Below are 15,898 nucleotides of genomic sequence, written 5' to 3' on the forward strand. Positions count from 1 at the left end.
GAAAATATGAAAAAAAGAATACTATATTTAGCTGCCGTTATTTTTATTGCTATCGGCGTGATGTTTGCTCTGTTATCAGAGAAAGTTCAGTATGAGCCAGTAGGGCAACCAAATGCTCCAGTTATTGAGTCCGGTTCCACCCAACCAACGATTGATTCTGATGTTATTCCATCGCGATCGACTGGTACTTCTTCTCAGAGAAGTTCATCTCAGGTTTTGGTTCCTGGTGGGGGTTTATTGGTACATGAGCAAGCGGGTGGGCACCTGATTGAGCGCCATGTTGGTAGAACAGAGCAGGAGCTCAAAGAGCGTGTCAATTCTGATGGTGTGAGAACGGCCTCCAGTTTTTATGATTTAGTGACTGCAGAACAAGCGGTTAGCCAGGCGATTACTTATAATAAAGCCAGAATTGATAACTACCTGAAAAATAAACAAAGAGAATATTTAGCGATCAATTATCGTTCGCCAACAGCGGTAGGTTATAGTTATTCCCGTGGTTGGCCATCCATCAAAGAAGTCTATGGTGTTAAAGTGATTATTGGGCAAGATAACAGAATGCCTATTGGTTATAAAATTATTACCGGATATCCAGAGCAATGAGAAAACAATTCCCAGCACTAGCCTATTTTACTGAATGTTATCTGCATCAGGATTTTGATTTACTCTTTGGTGGCTTTCCTGGTGTATTAGCGGCTTATCTTGACCAAGAGACATCAGAAGAACAGAAACAATTGATTCAGGATATTGAAGATATACTGACAAGTGATATGTCAGAAGTGGAACTGGAACATCTGTTTTTTGAAAAGTTTGATTGTAATTATGACTACCTACAACATTTTACAGATAGTCGGGCATGGCTAAGTTCCATTTTAGAGCAAATAAAGCCATAGCATTTATGTGGCGAATTAGTCAGCGAATTGATCGCTAAAGCGTGATTTCCTAATTGACTAAATAGGTATTTAAGGGTAATATGCGCGCCTTATGCAAAATAGATTACCCTTAACAATTGACCCGGTCAAAACAGCGCAAAAACGGTTGGATTATGTAGGTATATATCCAAGAAATGTAGCTGTGCGCCTTATTGAGTCAGTTGCGAGTGTGGATAGTGATATCAAGGCAGAGATTTCATTTGCGATTGATTCACAAAAGTTATGTGGCATTCATATTAAAGCTGATGCAGAAGTGAGTCTGACGTGTCAGCGTTGTGGTAAGCCATTTAAACATACTATCCACATAAAGAATGATTTCAGTCCTGTGAAAACTGATGTACAGGCGGAAGCATTACCAGAGCGCTACGAGCCCGCTGAACTTAATGAGTTTGGTGAGATTGATTTAGTGGCAATGATTGAAGACGAAATGATTCTGTCATTACCAATAGCGCCGGTTCATGATATAAAACACTGTGAAGTGTCAGAAGCGGACATGGTGTTTGGTGAAATTCCTGAAGAGGAAGCAAAACCAAATCCCTTTGCCGTATTAGCAAGTTTAAAGAACAAGTAAAGAGTGAGGAGTAAAACCCATGGCTGTTCAACAGAATCGTAAAACTCGTGCAAAACGTGGTATGCGTCGTTCACATGATGCACTAACTGTAGCAAATATTTCAGTAGATGAGTCAGGTAAAACTCATTTACGTCACCATGTGACCGCTGATGGTTACTATCGTGGCCGTAAGGTTATTGCTAAATAATTAGGTGATCGTTTGGACAATCTAACGGTTGCGTTAGATGCTATGAGCGGGGATTTTGGTCCTCGCGTAGCCGTTCCTGCTGCTCTACAAGCACTGACCCAACATCCTAATCTGCATATTCTTCTCGTTGGTAATCCAACCGAGATAGAATCTCTTTTATCTCAAAAAGAGAACTCAAAGTCATCTGATATCTTATCCCGCTTAACCATTATTGAATCCACTTCTGTTATTACTCATGATGCGAAACTTTCTGTTGCTATTCGGCATAGTCAGGGGAGCTCAATGCGAATTGCTCTGGAACTGGTTAAAAGTAAGAAAGCTCAAGCTTGTGTGAGTGCCGGTAATACTGGTGCTTTAATGGGACTAGCGAAATTATTAATCAAACCTTTACCTGATATTGATCGTCCTGCACTTATGGCGGTATTGCCTGCTCTCAATCAAGGGAAAACAGTGATCCTTGATTTAGGTGCTAATGCTGAGTGTGATAGCAATATGCTGGTGCAATTTGCCGTCATGGGATCAATTATGGCGGAAAATATTTTAGGTATTGAAAGCCCACGCGTTGCACTGCTTAATATTGGTGAAGAGGAAGTCAAAGGATTAGACAGTATCAGAGCTGCAGCTGCAACTCTCAGAGCTCATCACAAGATTAATTATATTGGTTATCTGGAAGGTAATGAATTACTGACTGGAAAAACTGATGTTTTGGTTTGTGATGGTTTTGTAGGCAATGTGACGCTAAAAACAGTAGAAGGTTTAATTGAGATATTCTTATCGTCACTCAGGTTAACGATTACGCGTAAATCCTGGTGGATGAGAATCCTTGGTATTTGGTTACAACGCCGGGTATCAAAAAACTTTGGTCATTTAGATCCACAGCAGTATAATGGGGCATGTTTGCTCGGGCTTCAGGGTACAGTAATTAAAAGTCATGGCTCAGCAAATCAAAAAGCGTTTGTAGCGGCGATTGAACAGGCGATACAATCGATCGAAAAAAATATTCCTGACAGGATAGCGATGAGTCTCTCATTAGCATTACCAAAGAGTGATAATAGTTAATGTATACAAAAATATTAGGTACAGGAAGTTATCTTCCGGCACAAATTCGTACAAATGCTGATCTTGAAAAAATGGTTGATACCAGCGATGAATGGATCGTTACCCGAACAGGTATTCAGGAAAGACGTATTGCCGCACCAGATGAATGTGTCGTTTCTATGGCTTTTGAAGCCTCTAAACCAGCAATTGAAATGGCTGGAATCGATAGAGATCAAATAGGTTTGATTGTGGTGGGGACTGCATCAACTCAAAATGCTTTTCCTAGTGCTGCGGTTGAATTACAAAATTTACTCGGCATCAAAGACGCCATTGCTTTTGATGTCTCAGCTGCTTGTTCTGGTTATGTTTATGCATTAAGTGTGGCTGATCAGTTTATTAAAAACGGTACAGTAAAATACGCATTAGTTGTTGGTTCTGATGTATTAAGCCGTACACTTGATCCGGAAGATCGTGGAACTATTATCCTGTTTGGTGATGGTGCGGGTGCAACTGTTGTTGGTGCTTCTGAACAGCCGGGAGTGATTTCAACTCATCTACATGCAGATGGTAGCTACAGCGAATTACTTAAACTGCCTTATATTGATCGTCAACATTTAAAAGATCCTAGTTATTTAACGATGCAGGGTAATGATGTGTTTAAAGTGGCTGTCAGAGAACTTGCTCACTTAGTTGATGAAACACTTGAAGCCAACAACTTAGATAAATCTGAACTTGACTGGCTGGTTCCTCATCAGGCTAACTTACGTATTATTTCTGCAACAGCTAAAAAACTGGGTATGGAAATGGATAAAGTCATTGTTACTTTAGATAAGCAGGGTAATACTTCTGCAGCTTCTGTACCATGTGCTTTAGATCAGGGCGTTCGTGATGGACGTATTCAGCGCGGCCAACTGATTCTGCTTGAAGCCTTTGGTGGTGGATTTGTCTGGGGCGCGGCACTGGTTCGTTTCTAAGTAAAATTTTTTGAGGGAGAGTTATCTCCCTTTTTCGTTTAAATTGATCTGTTTTTCTATCGTTTGCTTAAATAAATTCCAATATGAAAAGTGATTTAAACAGACAGTCAGGTTAAGCAGATAACAGTAAATAAACATTAAGGAAAATCACAATGACCAAATTTGCAATGGTGTTTCCTGGACAAGGTTCACAAACTGTTGGGATGCTGGCAACTCTGGCTGAAAAATATTCAATCGTAAAAGAGACTTATGCAGAAGCATCACAGGTTCTTGGTTATGATCTATGGGCACTGGTTCAAAATGGCCCGGCAGAAGAATTAAATAAAACCTGGCAAACTCAACCGGCACTGTTAGCGGCTTCTGTTGCTACATTTCGTGTATGGCAGGCAGAAAACGGAGCTAAGCCGGCGGTTATGGCAGGACATAGTTTAGGGGAATATTCTGCACTGGTTTGTGCTGGAGTGATCAACTTTCAAGATGCGATTAAACTGGTTGAACTACGTGGTAAATTAATGCAACAGGCTGTTCCGGAAGGAACAGGTGCAATGTATGCCATTATCGGTCTGGATAATGAGTCAATAGCTAAGGCTTGTGAACAAGCAGCGCAAGGGCAAGTAGTTTCTCCAGTGAACTTTAACTCACCGGGTCAGGTCGTTATTGCTGGTAATAAAGAAGCGGTAGAAAGAGCAGGTGTTTTATGTAAAGAAGCGGGGGCTAAACGTGCTCTTCCTTTACCTGTAAGTGTTCCTTCTCATTGTGCATTGATGAAACCAGCCGCTGATAAATTAGCTGAAGCATTAAAAAATCTTACTTTTAGTGCTCCACAATATCCAGTGATTAATAACGTTGATGTTAAAGTTGAAACATCAGCAGATGCGATTAAATCTGCACTTGTGCAACAACTTTACAGCCCGGTACGCTGGACTGAATCTGTGGAAGAAATGGCAAAACAAGGTGTTGAATTGTTAGTTGAAGTTGGGCCAGGTAAAGTACTAACCGGGCTAGCAAAACGTATTGTTGACTCATTATCAGCGTGTGCTGTGAATGATCCAGAATCATTAGCCGTTGCACTGGACAATACGAAATAGTTTATTAAAAGGGGAACTTATGAACTTAAGTGGAAAAATTGCACTGGTTACCGGAGCAAGCCGTGGTATTGGTCGTGCGATCGCAGAAAAATTAGTGGCTTGTGGTGCAACAGTTATTGGTACTGCAACGACTGAAAAAGGTGCAGAAGCAATCAGCCAATATCTTGGTGATAAAGGTAAAGGTTTAGCACTAAACGTTACTGATTCAGCCTCTATTGAAGCTGTACTTGACACGATTAAAGCTCAATATGGTGATGTTGATATTCTGGTGAATAATGCAGGTATCACGCGCGATAATCTTTTAATGCGTATGAAAGATGATGAGTGGCAGGATATTATTGATACTAACTTAACTTCTGTATTCCGTCTGTCTAAAGCTCTGATGCGTACTATGATGAAGAAACGTTATGGACGTATTGTGACCATCGGTTCTGTCGTTGGTACTATGGGTAATGCAGGTCAGGCGAACTATGCAGCAGCAAAAGCCGGTTTAATTGGTTTCAGTAAGTCTTTAGCACGTGAAGTGGCTTCTCGTGGGATTACTGTGAACGTTGTTGCTCCGGGTTTCATTGAAACAGATATGACTAAAGCACTGTCTGATGATCAACGTACAGCAATTTTATCGCAGGTTCCGGCAAATCGTCTTGGCGATGCTAAAGAGATTGCGAACGCTGTTGCTTTCTTGGTTTCTGACGATGCAGCATATATCACAGGCGAAACTTTACATGTCAATGGCGGCATGTATATGGTGTAATCTCTCAAAATAGTGTAATATAAGCAAGCATATTGTGAGAGTGACCAAAATATATACAATATGTTGAAAAATATGTTGGCATCTTTTTCAACATTTTATAAACTACATCTACCGTCGCGTAAGCGAGTTTTTATAGGAAAAAAAAGAGTATGAGCACTATTGAAGAGCGCGTTAAGAAAATTATTGTTGAACAATTAGGCGTTAAAGAAGATGAAGTTAAAAACGAATCATCTTTCGTTGAAGATTTAGGCGCCGATTCTCTTGATACAGTTGAATTAGTTATGGCTTTAGAAGAAGAATTCGATACAGAGATTCCTGACGAAGAAGCTGAAAAAATCACTACTGTTCAAGCTGCAATTGATTACGTTACTGCGAATCAATAAGGTTAGCAGAGTTTTTCTCATAGGCGATCACTCGATCGCCTAGTTTATTTATACATATTATGTTCAATCGAATCTTACTCAAAATAAAGAACATAATCATTTCATCCTTTTCAGGAGGGCAACGTGTCTAAACGCAGAGTTGTTGTAACTGGAATGGGTCTACTATCTCCTGTTGGTAATACTGTTGAATCTACTTGGCAAGCACTGTTAGCCGGACAGAGTGGTATTGAACTCATCGAACATTTTGATACGACCCCATTTGCTACAAAATTCGCAGGAATGGTCAAAGACTTTAACTGTGAAGACTACAATATTTCTCGTAAAGATGCTCGCAAAATGGATTATTTTATCCAGTATGGTATTGCAGCAGGCATGCAGGCGATGCAGGATGCGGGAATTGAAGTTACGGAAGAAAATGCAACCCGTATTGGTACAGCAATTGGTTCAGGTATTGGTGGTTTAGGTTTAATCGAAGAAAATCATAGTGCACTTGTACATGGTGGTCCTCGTAAAATCAGTCCGTTCTTTGTACCGTCAACCATTGTGAATATGATTTCTGGTCATCTTTCTATTATTTATGGATTAAGAGGTCCGAGTATTACAATTGCAACAGCTTGTTCATCCGGCGTACATAATATTGGTCATGCTGCGCGTATGATTACTTATGGTGATGCTGATGTGATGCTGGCAGGCGGTGGCGAAAAAGCGAGTACTCCACTTGGTATTGGTGGCTTTGGTGCTGCTCGTGCATTATCAACACGTAATGATGATCCTAAAGGTGCAAGTCGCCCGTGGGATAAAGATCGTGATGGTTTCGTACTTGGTGATGGTGCCGGTATTATGGTACTTGAAGAGTATGAACACGCTAAAAAACGTGGTGCTAAGATCTACGCCGAAGTTGTTGGCTTTGGTATGAGTAGTGATGCATATCATATGACTTCACCTCCGGAAGACGGGGCAGGTGCTGCACTATCAATGGCAAATGCGATTAAAGACGCAGGTATTACACCGGCAGATGTTGGTTATGTGAATGCACATGGTACATCAACACCAGCAGGTGATAAGGCTGAAGCTCAGGCAGTTAAATCGGTATTTAAAGAAGATGCTCATAAAGTCATGGTTAGCTCAACTAAGTCGATGATTGGTCACTTACTTGGTGCGGCAGGTGCTGTAGAGTCAATCTTTACTGTTTTAGCACTACGCGATCAGGTTGTTCCGCCAACGATTAACTTAGATAACCCGGATGAAGGTTGCGATTTGGACTTTGTTCCACACACAGCGCGTCAGGTAAAAAATATGGAATATGCTCTTTGTAACTCATTTGGTTTTGGTGGTACAAACGGTTCTGTATTATTTAAGAAAATCTAAGTAATTTTAGAAATTTGAGAAAAGGATACATAGTGATATGTGTCCTTTTTTGTTTTTAGGGTATTAGCAAGGTTCTGGGCGGGGCTCACGCCCCGCTTGGCATAATTCCTGGTATTGTTGTTTGTTATTAGCATTGGGAGTGGGGCGGACTGCGCCGCCCTGGCGCAATATTATTGGTGATGTTGAATAGTCTGTGGGTTTGATGGCCTAGCGCACACCATAGGCGCCCGCTCGAGGGCTCGCTAAGACCTATGGAATACGCTCTCCATCAAATTCATCGTTCTAAAGAACTGATAGCACGACTACACCGTACAACATACAAAGGCTAATGATTTCACTGCTCTAAGATCTATAAAGCGCGGCTGTGCCGCGCAACTCAATGCTGATGTTTAAAGCAACAAATTATTTATCTTTATTTTGATAAAACACCTGCGTTGGCCTCGTTGTTGGTATCTTTACTTGCCAGTCTTTGTAATTCTCATCAACAGTCTTATCACAAGAAATCTGAATATACCAAAATCGATTTACCGGGTGACCGGCAAGCCTGAACCATTTGGCCTGTAAGGGGACTGTACATTTTGGAACAACGATTTTAGCATTGGGTTCAGAAGTTACCCAGCTAGTGTTATTTTTAAGATTATATTGATCCATAAATTGCACTGCTTTTTCATTAATAAATTTTAAGCCGTGAATTGTTTCATTGCCTTCATCCATTTGCGAATAAGTTGGCTGCGAAGCCGTCAAATACAAGGGGAAAAGCAGTATCACTAAAGGAAAATATTTCATGGGATTCGTCTTATTATTTTATTTTTCTGTATGTATAACCTATTTATCAGGGTAAAACCAGATTAATTTTCTGCTCTTACAATATTCTGTTACTGTCAGGAGAGCTCAACAGCTCTTGATTACTCGTTCTACACACCAGACAAGACTAAACTCAGGTGTGCATTCCTTACTGACCTGTTTTTGGTTATAATCACATCATATTAACCCGGTGCCTTATATGTTTACTATTTACCACTCTAATCAGCTAGAACTCTTAAAATCACTGACAGCGGCGCTGATTGAGCGCGATCCGCTTGAGTCGGTATTTACTAAAGAAGTGGTTCTGGTACAGAGTAAAGGTATGGCGCAATGGTTACAGATACAACTGGCCGAAGAGTTTGGTATTTCTGCTAATATCGATTTTATCTTACCGGCTAATTTCATCTGGCATACCTACACGTGTGTGTTACCTGACATTCCGGAAAATAACCCATTTGATAAAGATGCGATGAGCTGGAAGCTCATGCAGATTCTTCCTGAGTTAATTGAACATGCTGAATTCCGGATTTTAAAAAAATATATCTCTAAGGATAATCGGGAACGTAAGTTCTATCAGCTGGCAACTCGTATTGCCGATTTATTTGACCAGTATTTAGTCTATCGTCCGGAATGGATTGCAACATGGGAAAAGGGAGAACATGTCAGTGGACTCGAGTCTTCTCAGGAATGGCAGGCTCCACTTTGGCAGGCTCTGGTTGAATATAATAAATCTTTAGGGTTACCTCATTCTCATCGGGCTAATATTTATCAACGCTTTATTGAGTCTCTGTCCGCCAGTCATTTAGAGGAGTCAATCAGAGCGAAATTACCTAAGCGAATATTTATCTTTGGTATCGCGTCACTGCCACCTATGTATTTGCGCTCTCTATACGCGCTCAGTCAACATGTTGAAGTCCATCTGATGTTTACTAATCCTTGTCGTTGGTACTGGGGTGATATCCCCGATCAGCGATGGCTGAATAAGTTGCTACAAACCCAGTGGCGTCATTATCAGGATAAAACTGAACGTGGGCTGCTCAAAGGAGATATGCAGCAGTTTGACTTCTTTATGCCGGTCACTCAATCAAATCCACTCTTAGCCTCATGGGGTAAGCTCGGGCGTGATAACCTGTTTTTATTGCAAGAATTTGAAGACAAAAATGATATTGAAGGCTTTGTCGATCCAGGTACGGATACGCTCTTACACGCTTTACAGCAAAATATGTTAGATTTAGATGATAAGAGTGTTGTTGGTCATGATGAAAAGTCTTTTAATCAAAGCCAGAAAAAACAGAAAATCCAGCGTCAGGACTTTTCTGTCTCTTTCCACGCCTGCCACAGTGAGCAGCGTGAGGTGGAAGTTCTGTATGATTATTTATTATCGCTACTTGATTCTCAGCCAGATTTACAACCACGTGAAATTGTTGTGATGGTGGCAGATATTGATCGTTACGCGCCTTACATTCAGGCGGTATTTGGTAATGCACCTAAGTCACGTTATCTACCTTATACCATCTCTGACCAGAAGGTTCGTACTGTTCACCCTATTGTGCAGGCGTTTTTTACCTTACTAAATATTCCACAAAGCCGGTTTACCACCGAAGATCTGTTTGATTTGCTGGAGGTCCCGGCACTAGCTAGCCAATTTGATATTGATGAAACGCAGCTAAAACAACTGCGTTATTGGGTGGTTGAGTCTGGTATTCGCTGGGGTCTGGATGATGAGATGATCGAGTCCTTTAATCTGCCAGCAACAGGACAACACACCTGGCAGTTTGGCTTAACCAGATTACTGCTTGGTTATGTGATGAAAGGGCAAAATGGTAGCTGGCAAAATATATTACCTTATGATGGTGCGACAGGCCTTGCTGCTGAGCTGGTTGGTAAATTAGCTGACTTTTTAATGAGCTTAACCTTGTGGCGCAAACGTCTGTCATCAACGTTAACACTGAGTGAATGGCGACCACTCTGTAATGAACTGCTGGACACCTTTTTTACTCGCGATCAGGAGAGTGAAGTACTACTGATGCTGATAGAACAACAGTGGCAATCTCTGATTGATTTAGGTATTGATTCCGGTTACCAGCAACCAATGACAATCACTATTTTGCATGACGCCTTACAGATGAAGCTGGAAAAAACACAGATAGATCAAAGGTTCCTGGCCGGTAAAATTAGTTTCTGTACCATGATGCCAATGCGTTCAATTCCCTTTAACGTCGTCTGTTTACTCGGGATGAATGATGGCGTGTATCCACGCACTTCGGTTCCTTTAGGTTTTGACTTACTGGCACATCATGCGCAGCGCGGTGATCGTAGTCGTCGTGATGATGATCGTTATCTGTTTTTAGAAGCGATTCTGTCAGCCCAAAGACAGCTTTATATTAGTTATATTGGTCGTTCAATTGAAGATAATAGCGAACGCTATCCTTCGGTCTTAGTTGATGAACTGCGAGAATATCTGACTCAAAGTTATGTGCTAAAAGGGGATGAAAAACTCAATATTGATGAGAGCGCAGCGTCATTACTGAAACATTTAACCACACAACATGCCAGAACACCATTTAGTGAACAAAATTATCTTAGTGATAAGCAGCATTATCATATTCAAAGCTATGCTGATGAATGGCTGGCTGCTGCACAGTCCCAAGGTCAGCTGCAGGAGTTTGCTACAGAGATTACGCCAGTCACCATTGAAACAGTAACCGTTGATGAACTAAAACAGTTTTATCGTCATTCTGTCAGAACACTTCTGCAGCAGCGTTTTAACATCTATTTTGAGCATAGGGAAGAATCTTTGCCGCAAACAGAAGTCTTTGATTTGGATAATCTGGAGCGCTATCAGCTTAATCAGGAACTGCTGAATAGTTTAATCAAAGATAAAGATCTTAATCAAACATTTGAACAGATTAAAATCGAAGGTCTGCTGCCTTATGGTGTATTTGGTGATTTACTGTTAAAACAGCAATATCAGGATATGCAGCAACTTGCTCTGCGCGTGCAGAGTGAAAAGCAGCCGACAGAGACCCAAGAGGTTAATTTAACGATTTATCGTTATCAACTACAAGGCTGGCTGAATGATGTGCAGGTTGATGGACTGTTGCGCTGGCGCCCGGGTAATCTCTCTATTTATGATGGTATGGCGCTTTGGATTGAGCATCTGATTTATTGCTGTCAGAGTAATAATGTACAAGCAAAAAGCAGAATATATGGCAGAAACGATACACAGTGGTGTTTTGAATTTATTGATTCTGTTATGGCTAAAACGTATTTGCAGACCTTAATTGATGGTTATCAACAGGGAATGAATCAACCACTGGTGTTACCATTAAAAAGTGCCTGGTCATGGCTAGAAAGCTGCTTTGATACCAAAAAAGGTGAGGTTGATTTCTCTGAATCAGCTCAGCAAAAAGCACTGGATAAATTTATGCAGAGCTGGCTTGGTCAATATCAGTTTAATGGCGAGTTTGATGATTACTATCGCCGAGTTACACCGGAACTTACACCAGAATTAATAGAACAAATACTCTCGACGGCACAGAGATATCTGTTACCCGTTATGCTGCATCGTCAGGAGGAAGAGTAATGTTTATTGATACACATTGCCATTTTGATTTCCCTCCTTTTGTGGAGCAGGCTGATTTAGCTTTACAGCAAGCAGAACAGGCAGGTTTAAGGGGAATTATTGTACCAACGGTGACAGCTGACCGTTTTGATTTGGTAATGAACCTTTCAAAACAGCATGCTTTACTCTATGCAGCGATAGGGCTTCATCCTATCTATCATCATCAGCAACAAGACCTTGAGTATTTAGCGATTTTATTAAAAGCAAATCGTGAGAATCCTAAACTGGTCGCATTGGGTGAAATCGGTCTGGATAATTATGTTACGCAACCTGAACTAAATGAACAATATGAGTATTTCAGGGCACAATTAACTCTGGCTAAAGAATATGAACTTCCGGCTCTGCTGCATTCCCGCCAGACACATGATTTATTGTATAAAGAGTTAAAGCGGGCGAATTTACCTTGCACTGGTGTAGTACATGGTTTTTCCGGCAGTCTGGAACAGGCGAAGCAATTTATTCGTCTGGGCTACGCTATTGGAGTGGGGGGTGTCATCACTTATGAGCGAGCCAATAAAACACGTTCAGCCATAGCACAGTTGCCTCTAAGTAGCTTGATTTTAGAAACCGATGCACCTGATATGCCGCTATCAGGTTATCAGGGGCAACCAAATAGACCAGAAAGAGTTGCTGAAGTATTTAACGTTCTTTGTGCACTCAGAGCTGAGTCACCGGACGTTATCAAACAAACTATTTTTGAAAATACTTTGCAGCTATTTCCTCGTCTGAAAGAGACTATCTCATATTAAGAGAAAGATTAAATAACCGACGGTTATATTTTTTTCAAGAAAAACAATTTTACTTATAAGGTAAGTGAAATCAGTTAATCAGGCTTTCTAATCAGCTGTTTTTTGTTATCATCTGCTCATGCCTTATCTTGTAACGTCTGATTTTATAGTTATCTCTCATTACAACCTAAGTAATTATTTAAGCAATGATCCAAACAGCGATCCCAAAAATTTAAACAACAATTAAAGTAACATTTAAAAATAGAGAACGATTATGTTAGCTAAAATCACACGATTATTTCCGTTATGGGCAATTTTATTTGCTGCTGTAGCCTATTTTGCACCGGCGACGTTTTCGCCAGTCAGAGCATATACCGCAGAACTCCTGATGTTTGTTATGTTTACTATGGGTGTAACGCTCAGTTTTGGCGATTTTAAACGAGTATTTTTACGCCCTAAAGCCGTTATTTTCTGTACTGTACTGCACTATATTTTAATGCCGGTCATCGCTCTGGTTTTAGCTAAAGTTTTTGCCATGCCAATGGATTTGGTAGTAGGTATGGTACTGGTTGGGAGTGTGGCGAGTGGGACAGCGTCAAACGTGATGATCTATCTGGCTCGTGGTGATGTGGCGTTGTCTGTGACGATGTCAGCTGTATCAACGCTGGTTGGTGTGGTGGCAACACCTTTGTTAACACTGCTTTATGTTGGTACTCAGGTCCATGTTGATGCGATGAGTATGTTTATGTCGATCATCAAAATCGTCTTGATTCCAATTGGTTTAGGTTTAATTATTCACCACTTAGCACAAGCACTGGTGAAAAAGATTGAACGTTACTTCCCACTTATTTCTATGCTGTGTGTATTAATTATTATCGGTATTGTAGTAGCAGGTAGCCGTGATCAGCTGGCTCAGGTTGGCTTTACGGTAATTATTGCTGTAATGTTACACAATATTTTAGGTCTGATTGGTGGTTACTGGGGAGCACGCTTAGTTGGTTTTGATGAATCAACTTGTCGTACCATGTCAATTGAAGTAGGAATGCAAAACTCAGCGTTAGCCGCGACACTAGGTTCAACTTACTTCTCTGCTTTAGCTGCACTACCAGGAGCTATCTTTTCGGTCTGGCACAATATTTCTGGCTCTTTACTGGCAGGTTACTGGCAAGGTAAACCAGTTAAAGATAAAGCCAAATAATCTTATGGATTACAGTAAATAGTGAAAGACCTGTTACGTATTATTCGTAACAGGTCTTTTTATTTAAGTACTGAAAGTGTAAGCATTTAAATTAATATTTATTAACTGTCTATGTACTGAGTAAAGATTGATTTTGCCTGATTCGCTCCTATAATATTTATAACAACTACGCGAATTGAATAATTATGACCAATTCTACCGAAATTACGCCTGTCATGTATCGCATGATGCCATGGATTGCAGCAATGGCGTTTTTTATGCAAACTCTGGACACGTCGATACTTAATACAGCGTTGCCGTCAATGGCTGTCTATCTCAACGAATCGCCACTGAATATGCAATCCGCTGTAATCAGCTATGCCTTAACTTTAGCCTTGTTTATTCCGGTCAGTGGTTTTTTAGCTGATCGCTTTGGTACTCAACGGGTTTTTACCTTCTCAGTATTTTTGTTTACTTTGGGTTCACTATTTTGTGCCTTGTCTAATACTTTATTTATGTTAGATGTCTCAAGGGTTGTACAGGGGGTTGGCGGGGCAATGATGATGCCAGTTTCCCGTTTAACTTTGATTAAGTCGTTTAAGCGGAGTGAGTTCTTAGCAGCTTTAAATGCTTCAACCATGCCTGGATTAATTGGGCCCGTGGTTGGACCGGTACTGGGTGGATATCTGGTGGAGGTTGCGACATGGCACTGGATCTTTTTGATTAATATTCCGATCGGAATCATCGGTATTATCATGGGTATAAAATATATGCCCAATATTAAAGGTAATATCAAACCGTTTGATGGCTTAGGCTTTGGTTTTATTGCATTATGTGTAATTTCACTAACACTGAGTTTAGAGTTTATTAGTGAAGGGTTAGCTGGTCGCTATTCACTGATGTTATTTGCGGCAGGAATGATTTTACTTGGTCTGTATATTTACCGGGCTAAACGAATTGAATATCCTCTTTTTCCTTTAGGATTATTTAGTATCCGTACATTCAGAATTGGGATTATTGGTAATTTAGTCAGCCGACTTGGTATTTCCGCTATTCCGTTATTAATTCCGTTGTTATTACAAGTGGCATTTTCTTATTCTTCAACTTATTCCGGTTTGATTCTGATGCCAATGGCCATTGCCTCATTAACCATGAAAACGCTGGTACAGCCGATTTTACGTCGCTTTGGCTATCGTCGGGTACTTTTGGTTAATACCATGCTGGTTGGTTTAATGATTATGTCTCTGTCACAATTAACTCAGCAGACACCAATTATTGTTATTTGTGGCATATTGTTTTGCGTTGGCTTTGTAAACTCATTACAATTTACCTCTATGAATAGTATTACACTGGCTGATCTGGAAGGTGAGAATACCAGTAGTGGTAACAGCTTAATGGCGGTTAATCAACAACTGGCCATTAGTTTTGGGGTGGCATTTGGGGCTGTTTTAATCACGCTGCTCAGTGAACCATCGACCGTTATTCCACATAATGTGGATAGTGCGTTTGAAATTAGCTTTATTATTCTGGGGCTCGTGACATTTTTTTCCAGTATCATCTTTACACGTTTAACACCAAAAGATGGTCAGAATTTAACTATCAGAAATCGATCATAAGAGGCGATATACATGCAATATCAGATTATTCCGGTCACCCATTTTCAGGAAAACTGTTCTATTATCTGGTGTGATAAAACCAAAGAAGCTGCGTTTGTTGATCCTGGTGGTGAGCCTGAATTACTGCAAAAAGCGGTTGAAAAGCTGGGTGTTAAAATCACTAAAGTATTACTTACTCATGGTCATTTAGATCATATTGGTGCGGCTTTAAAACTGGCAGAACATTATCAGGTTCCTATCATTGGCCCTGAAAAGGAAGACGAGTTCTTATTTGAGGCGTTACCACAACAATGTATTCAGTTTGGCTTCCCTTATACGGCTGCATTTTTGCCGACCCAGTGGTTAAATGAAGGTGATGTTGTCAAAGTAGGGGAAGAGTCATTCTCAGTCTATCACTGCCCGGGACATACACCTGGCCATATCGTCTTTGTCAATTTAGCCGCTAAAATTGCTTTTGTGGGTGACGTATTGTTCAAGAGCAGTATTGGTCGCACTGACTTTCCGCGAGGGAACTATGAACAGCTTATGTCATCAATTAAAAATAAGCTGTTACCTTTAGGTGATGATATCGCTTTTGTCCCGGGGCATGGTCCGATGTCGACCTTTGGCTATGAGAGAAACTATAATCCATTTATCCTGCAAGGCTAACTGGCAAA

General features: G+C 40.6%; 16 protein-coding genes. 15 read left to right on the forward strand and 1 reads right to left on the reverse strand.

Annotated elements, in window-relative coordinates:
- Nucleotides 1–6: 6 nt before the first annotated feature.
- From IPMB12_RS03800 to fabF, 10 genes are all read left to right on the forward strand, one after another.
- Nucleotides 7–600, forward strand: a complete 594-nt coding sequence (locus tag IPMB12_RS03800; RefSeq protein ID WP_166915110.1) for an RNase A-like domain-containing protein — start codon at nucleotides 7–9, stop codon at nucleotides 598–600.
- Nucleotides 597–890, forward strand: a complete 294-nt coding sequence (locus IPMB12_RS03805) for a contact-dependent growth inhibition system immunity protein (protein WP_166915111.1) — start codon at nucleotides 597–599, stop codon at nucleotides 888–890. The genes IPMB12_RS03800 and IPMB12_RS03805 overlap by 4 nt, the downstream gene beginning before the upstream one ends.
- Nucleotides 891–981: 91 nt before the next feature.
- Complete coding sequence (gene yceD / locus IPMB12_RS03810) at nucleotides 982–1,500, forward strand: 23S rRNA accumulation protein YceD (protein ID WP_166915112.1); 519 nt, start codon at nucleotides 982–984, stop codon at nucleotides 1,498–1,500.
- Nucleotides 1,501–1,519: 19 nt separating this feature from the next.
- Nucleotides 1,520–1,687 (forward strand): 50S ribosomal protein L32, encoded by a 168-nt coding sequence (gene rpmF / locus IPMB12_RS03815; RefSeq protein WP_166915113.1) that lies wholly within the window; start codon nucleotides 1,520–1,522, stop codon nucleotides 1,685–1,687.
- 12 nt (nucleotides 1,688–1,699) lie between these two features.
- On the forward strand, nucleotides 1,700–2,746 hold the full coding sequence (gene plsX, locus IPMB12_RS03820) for a phosphate acyltransferase PlsX (RefSeq protein WP_166915114.1): 1,047 nt from the start codon (nucleotides 1,700–1,702) through the stop codon (nucleotides 2,744–2,746).
- A complete protein-coding gene (locus tag IPMB12_RS03825; RefSeq protein ID WP_166915115.1) occupies nucleotides 2,746–3,699 on the forward strand; it encodes a beta-ketoacyl-ACP synthase III in 954 nt (317 codons plus the stop codon). Before plsX ends, IPMB12_RS03825 begins: the two co-directional genes overlap by 1 nt.
- A 152-nt stretch (nucleotides 3,700–3,851) precedes the next feature.
- Nucleotides 3,852–4,787, forward strand: coding sequence for an ACP S-malonyltransferase (gene fabD, locus IPMB12_RS03830; RefSeq protein WP_166915116.1), 936 nt, complete (start codon nucleotides 3,852–3,854; stop codon nucleotides 4,785–4,787).
- 19 nt (nucleotides 4,788–4,806) lie between these two features.
- Complete coding sequence (gene fabG, locus IPMB12_RS03835; RefSeq protein WP_166915117.1) at nucleotides 4,807–5,541, forward strand: 3-oxoacyl-ACP reductase FabG; 735 nt, start codon at nucleotides 4,807–4,809, stop codon at nucleotides 5,539–5,541.
- Between the two features lie 149 nt (nucleotides 5,542–5,690).
- Nucleotides 5,691–5,924 carry an acyl carrier protein gene (acpP, locus tag IPMB12_RS03840; protein ID WP_166915119.1) on the forward strand — a complete coding sequence of 78 codons (234 nt, stop codon included), beginning with the start codon at nucleotides 5,691–5,693 and terminating at the stop codon, nucleotides 5,922–5,924.
- A gap of 123 nt (nucleotides 5,925–6,047) precedes the next feature.
- Nucleotides 6,048–7,292, forward strand: a complete 1,245-nt coding sequence (gene fabF / locus IPMB12_RS03845) for a beta-ketoacyl-ACP synthase II (protein WP_166915122.1) — start codon at nucleotides 6,048–6,050, stop codon at nucleotides 7,290–7,292.
- A gap of 402 nt (nucleotides 7,293–7,694) precedes the next feature.
- Here fabF and IPMB12_RS03850 read toward each other — a convergent pair whose 3' ends face one another.
- Nucleotides 7,695–8,078 (reverse strand): hypothetical protein, encoded by a 384-nt coding sequence (locus IPMB12_RS03850; RefSeq protein WP_166915124.1) that lies wholly within the window; start codon nucleotides 8,076–8,078, stop codon nucleotides 7,695–7,697.
- A gap of 217 nt (nucleotides 8,079–8,295) precedes the next feature.
- Between IPMB12_RS03850 and recC the strand changes: the two genes are divergently transcribed.
- The 5 genes from recC (at nucleotide 8,296) to IPMB12_RS03875 (ending at nucleotide 15,890) form a co-directional block, all read left to right on the forward strand.
- Nucleotides 8,296–11,682 (forward strand): exodeoxyribonuclease V subunit gamma, encoded by a 3,387-nt coding sequence (gene recC, locus IPMB12_RS03855; protein ID WP_166915126.1) that lies wholly within the window; start codon nucleotides 8,296–8,298, stop codon nucleotides 11,680–11,682.
- Nucleotides 11,682–12,470 carry a TatD family hydrolase gene (locus IPMB12_RS03860; protein ID WP_166915128.1) on the forward strand — a complete coding sequence of 263 codons (789 nt, stop codon included), beginning with the start codon at nucleotides 11,682–11,684 and terminating at the stop codon, nucleotides 12,468–12,470. Before recC ends, IPMB12_RS03860 begins: the two co-directional genes overlap by 1 nt.
- A 253-nt stretch (nucleotides 12,471–12,723) precedes the next feature.
- The gene (panS, locus tag IPMB12_RS03865; protein WP_166915130.1) at nucleotides 12,724–13,647 is read left to right on the forward strand and encodes a ketopantoate/pantoate/pantothenate transporter PanS; all 924 of its coding nucleotides are present in this window, start codon (nucleotides 12,724–12,726) and stop codon (nucleotides 13,645–13,647) included.
- Nucleotides 13,648–13,832: 185 nt separating this feature from the next.
- Nucleotides 13,833–15,242, forward strand: a complete 1,410-nt coding sequence (locus IPMB12_RS03870) for a DHA2 family efflux MFS transporter permease subunit (RefSeq protein ID WP_166915132.1) — start codon at nucleotides 13,833–13,835, stop codon at nucleotides 15,240–15,242.
- A gap of 12 nt (nucleotides 15,243–15,254) precedes the next feature.
- Nucleotides 15,255–15,890: an MBL fold metallo-hydrolase gene (locus IPMB12_RS03875; protein WP_166915134.1), complete on the forward strand. Its 636-nt coding sequence runs from the start codon at nucleotides 15,255–15,257 to the stop codon at nucleotides 15,888–15,890.
- The last annotated feature ends 8 nt before the right edge of the window (nucleotides 15,891–15,898 follow it).

The sequence above is a fragment of the Zophobihabitans entericus genome (genome assembly GCF_011745665.1).
Classification (GTDB): domain Bacteria; phylum Pseudomonadota; class Gammaproteobacteria; order Enterobacterales; family Orbaceae; genus Zophobihabitans; species Zophobihabitans entericus.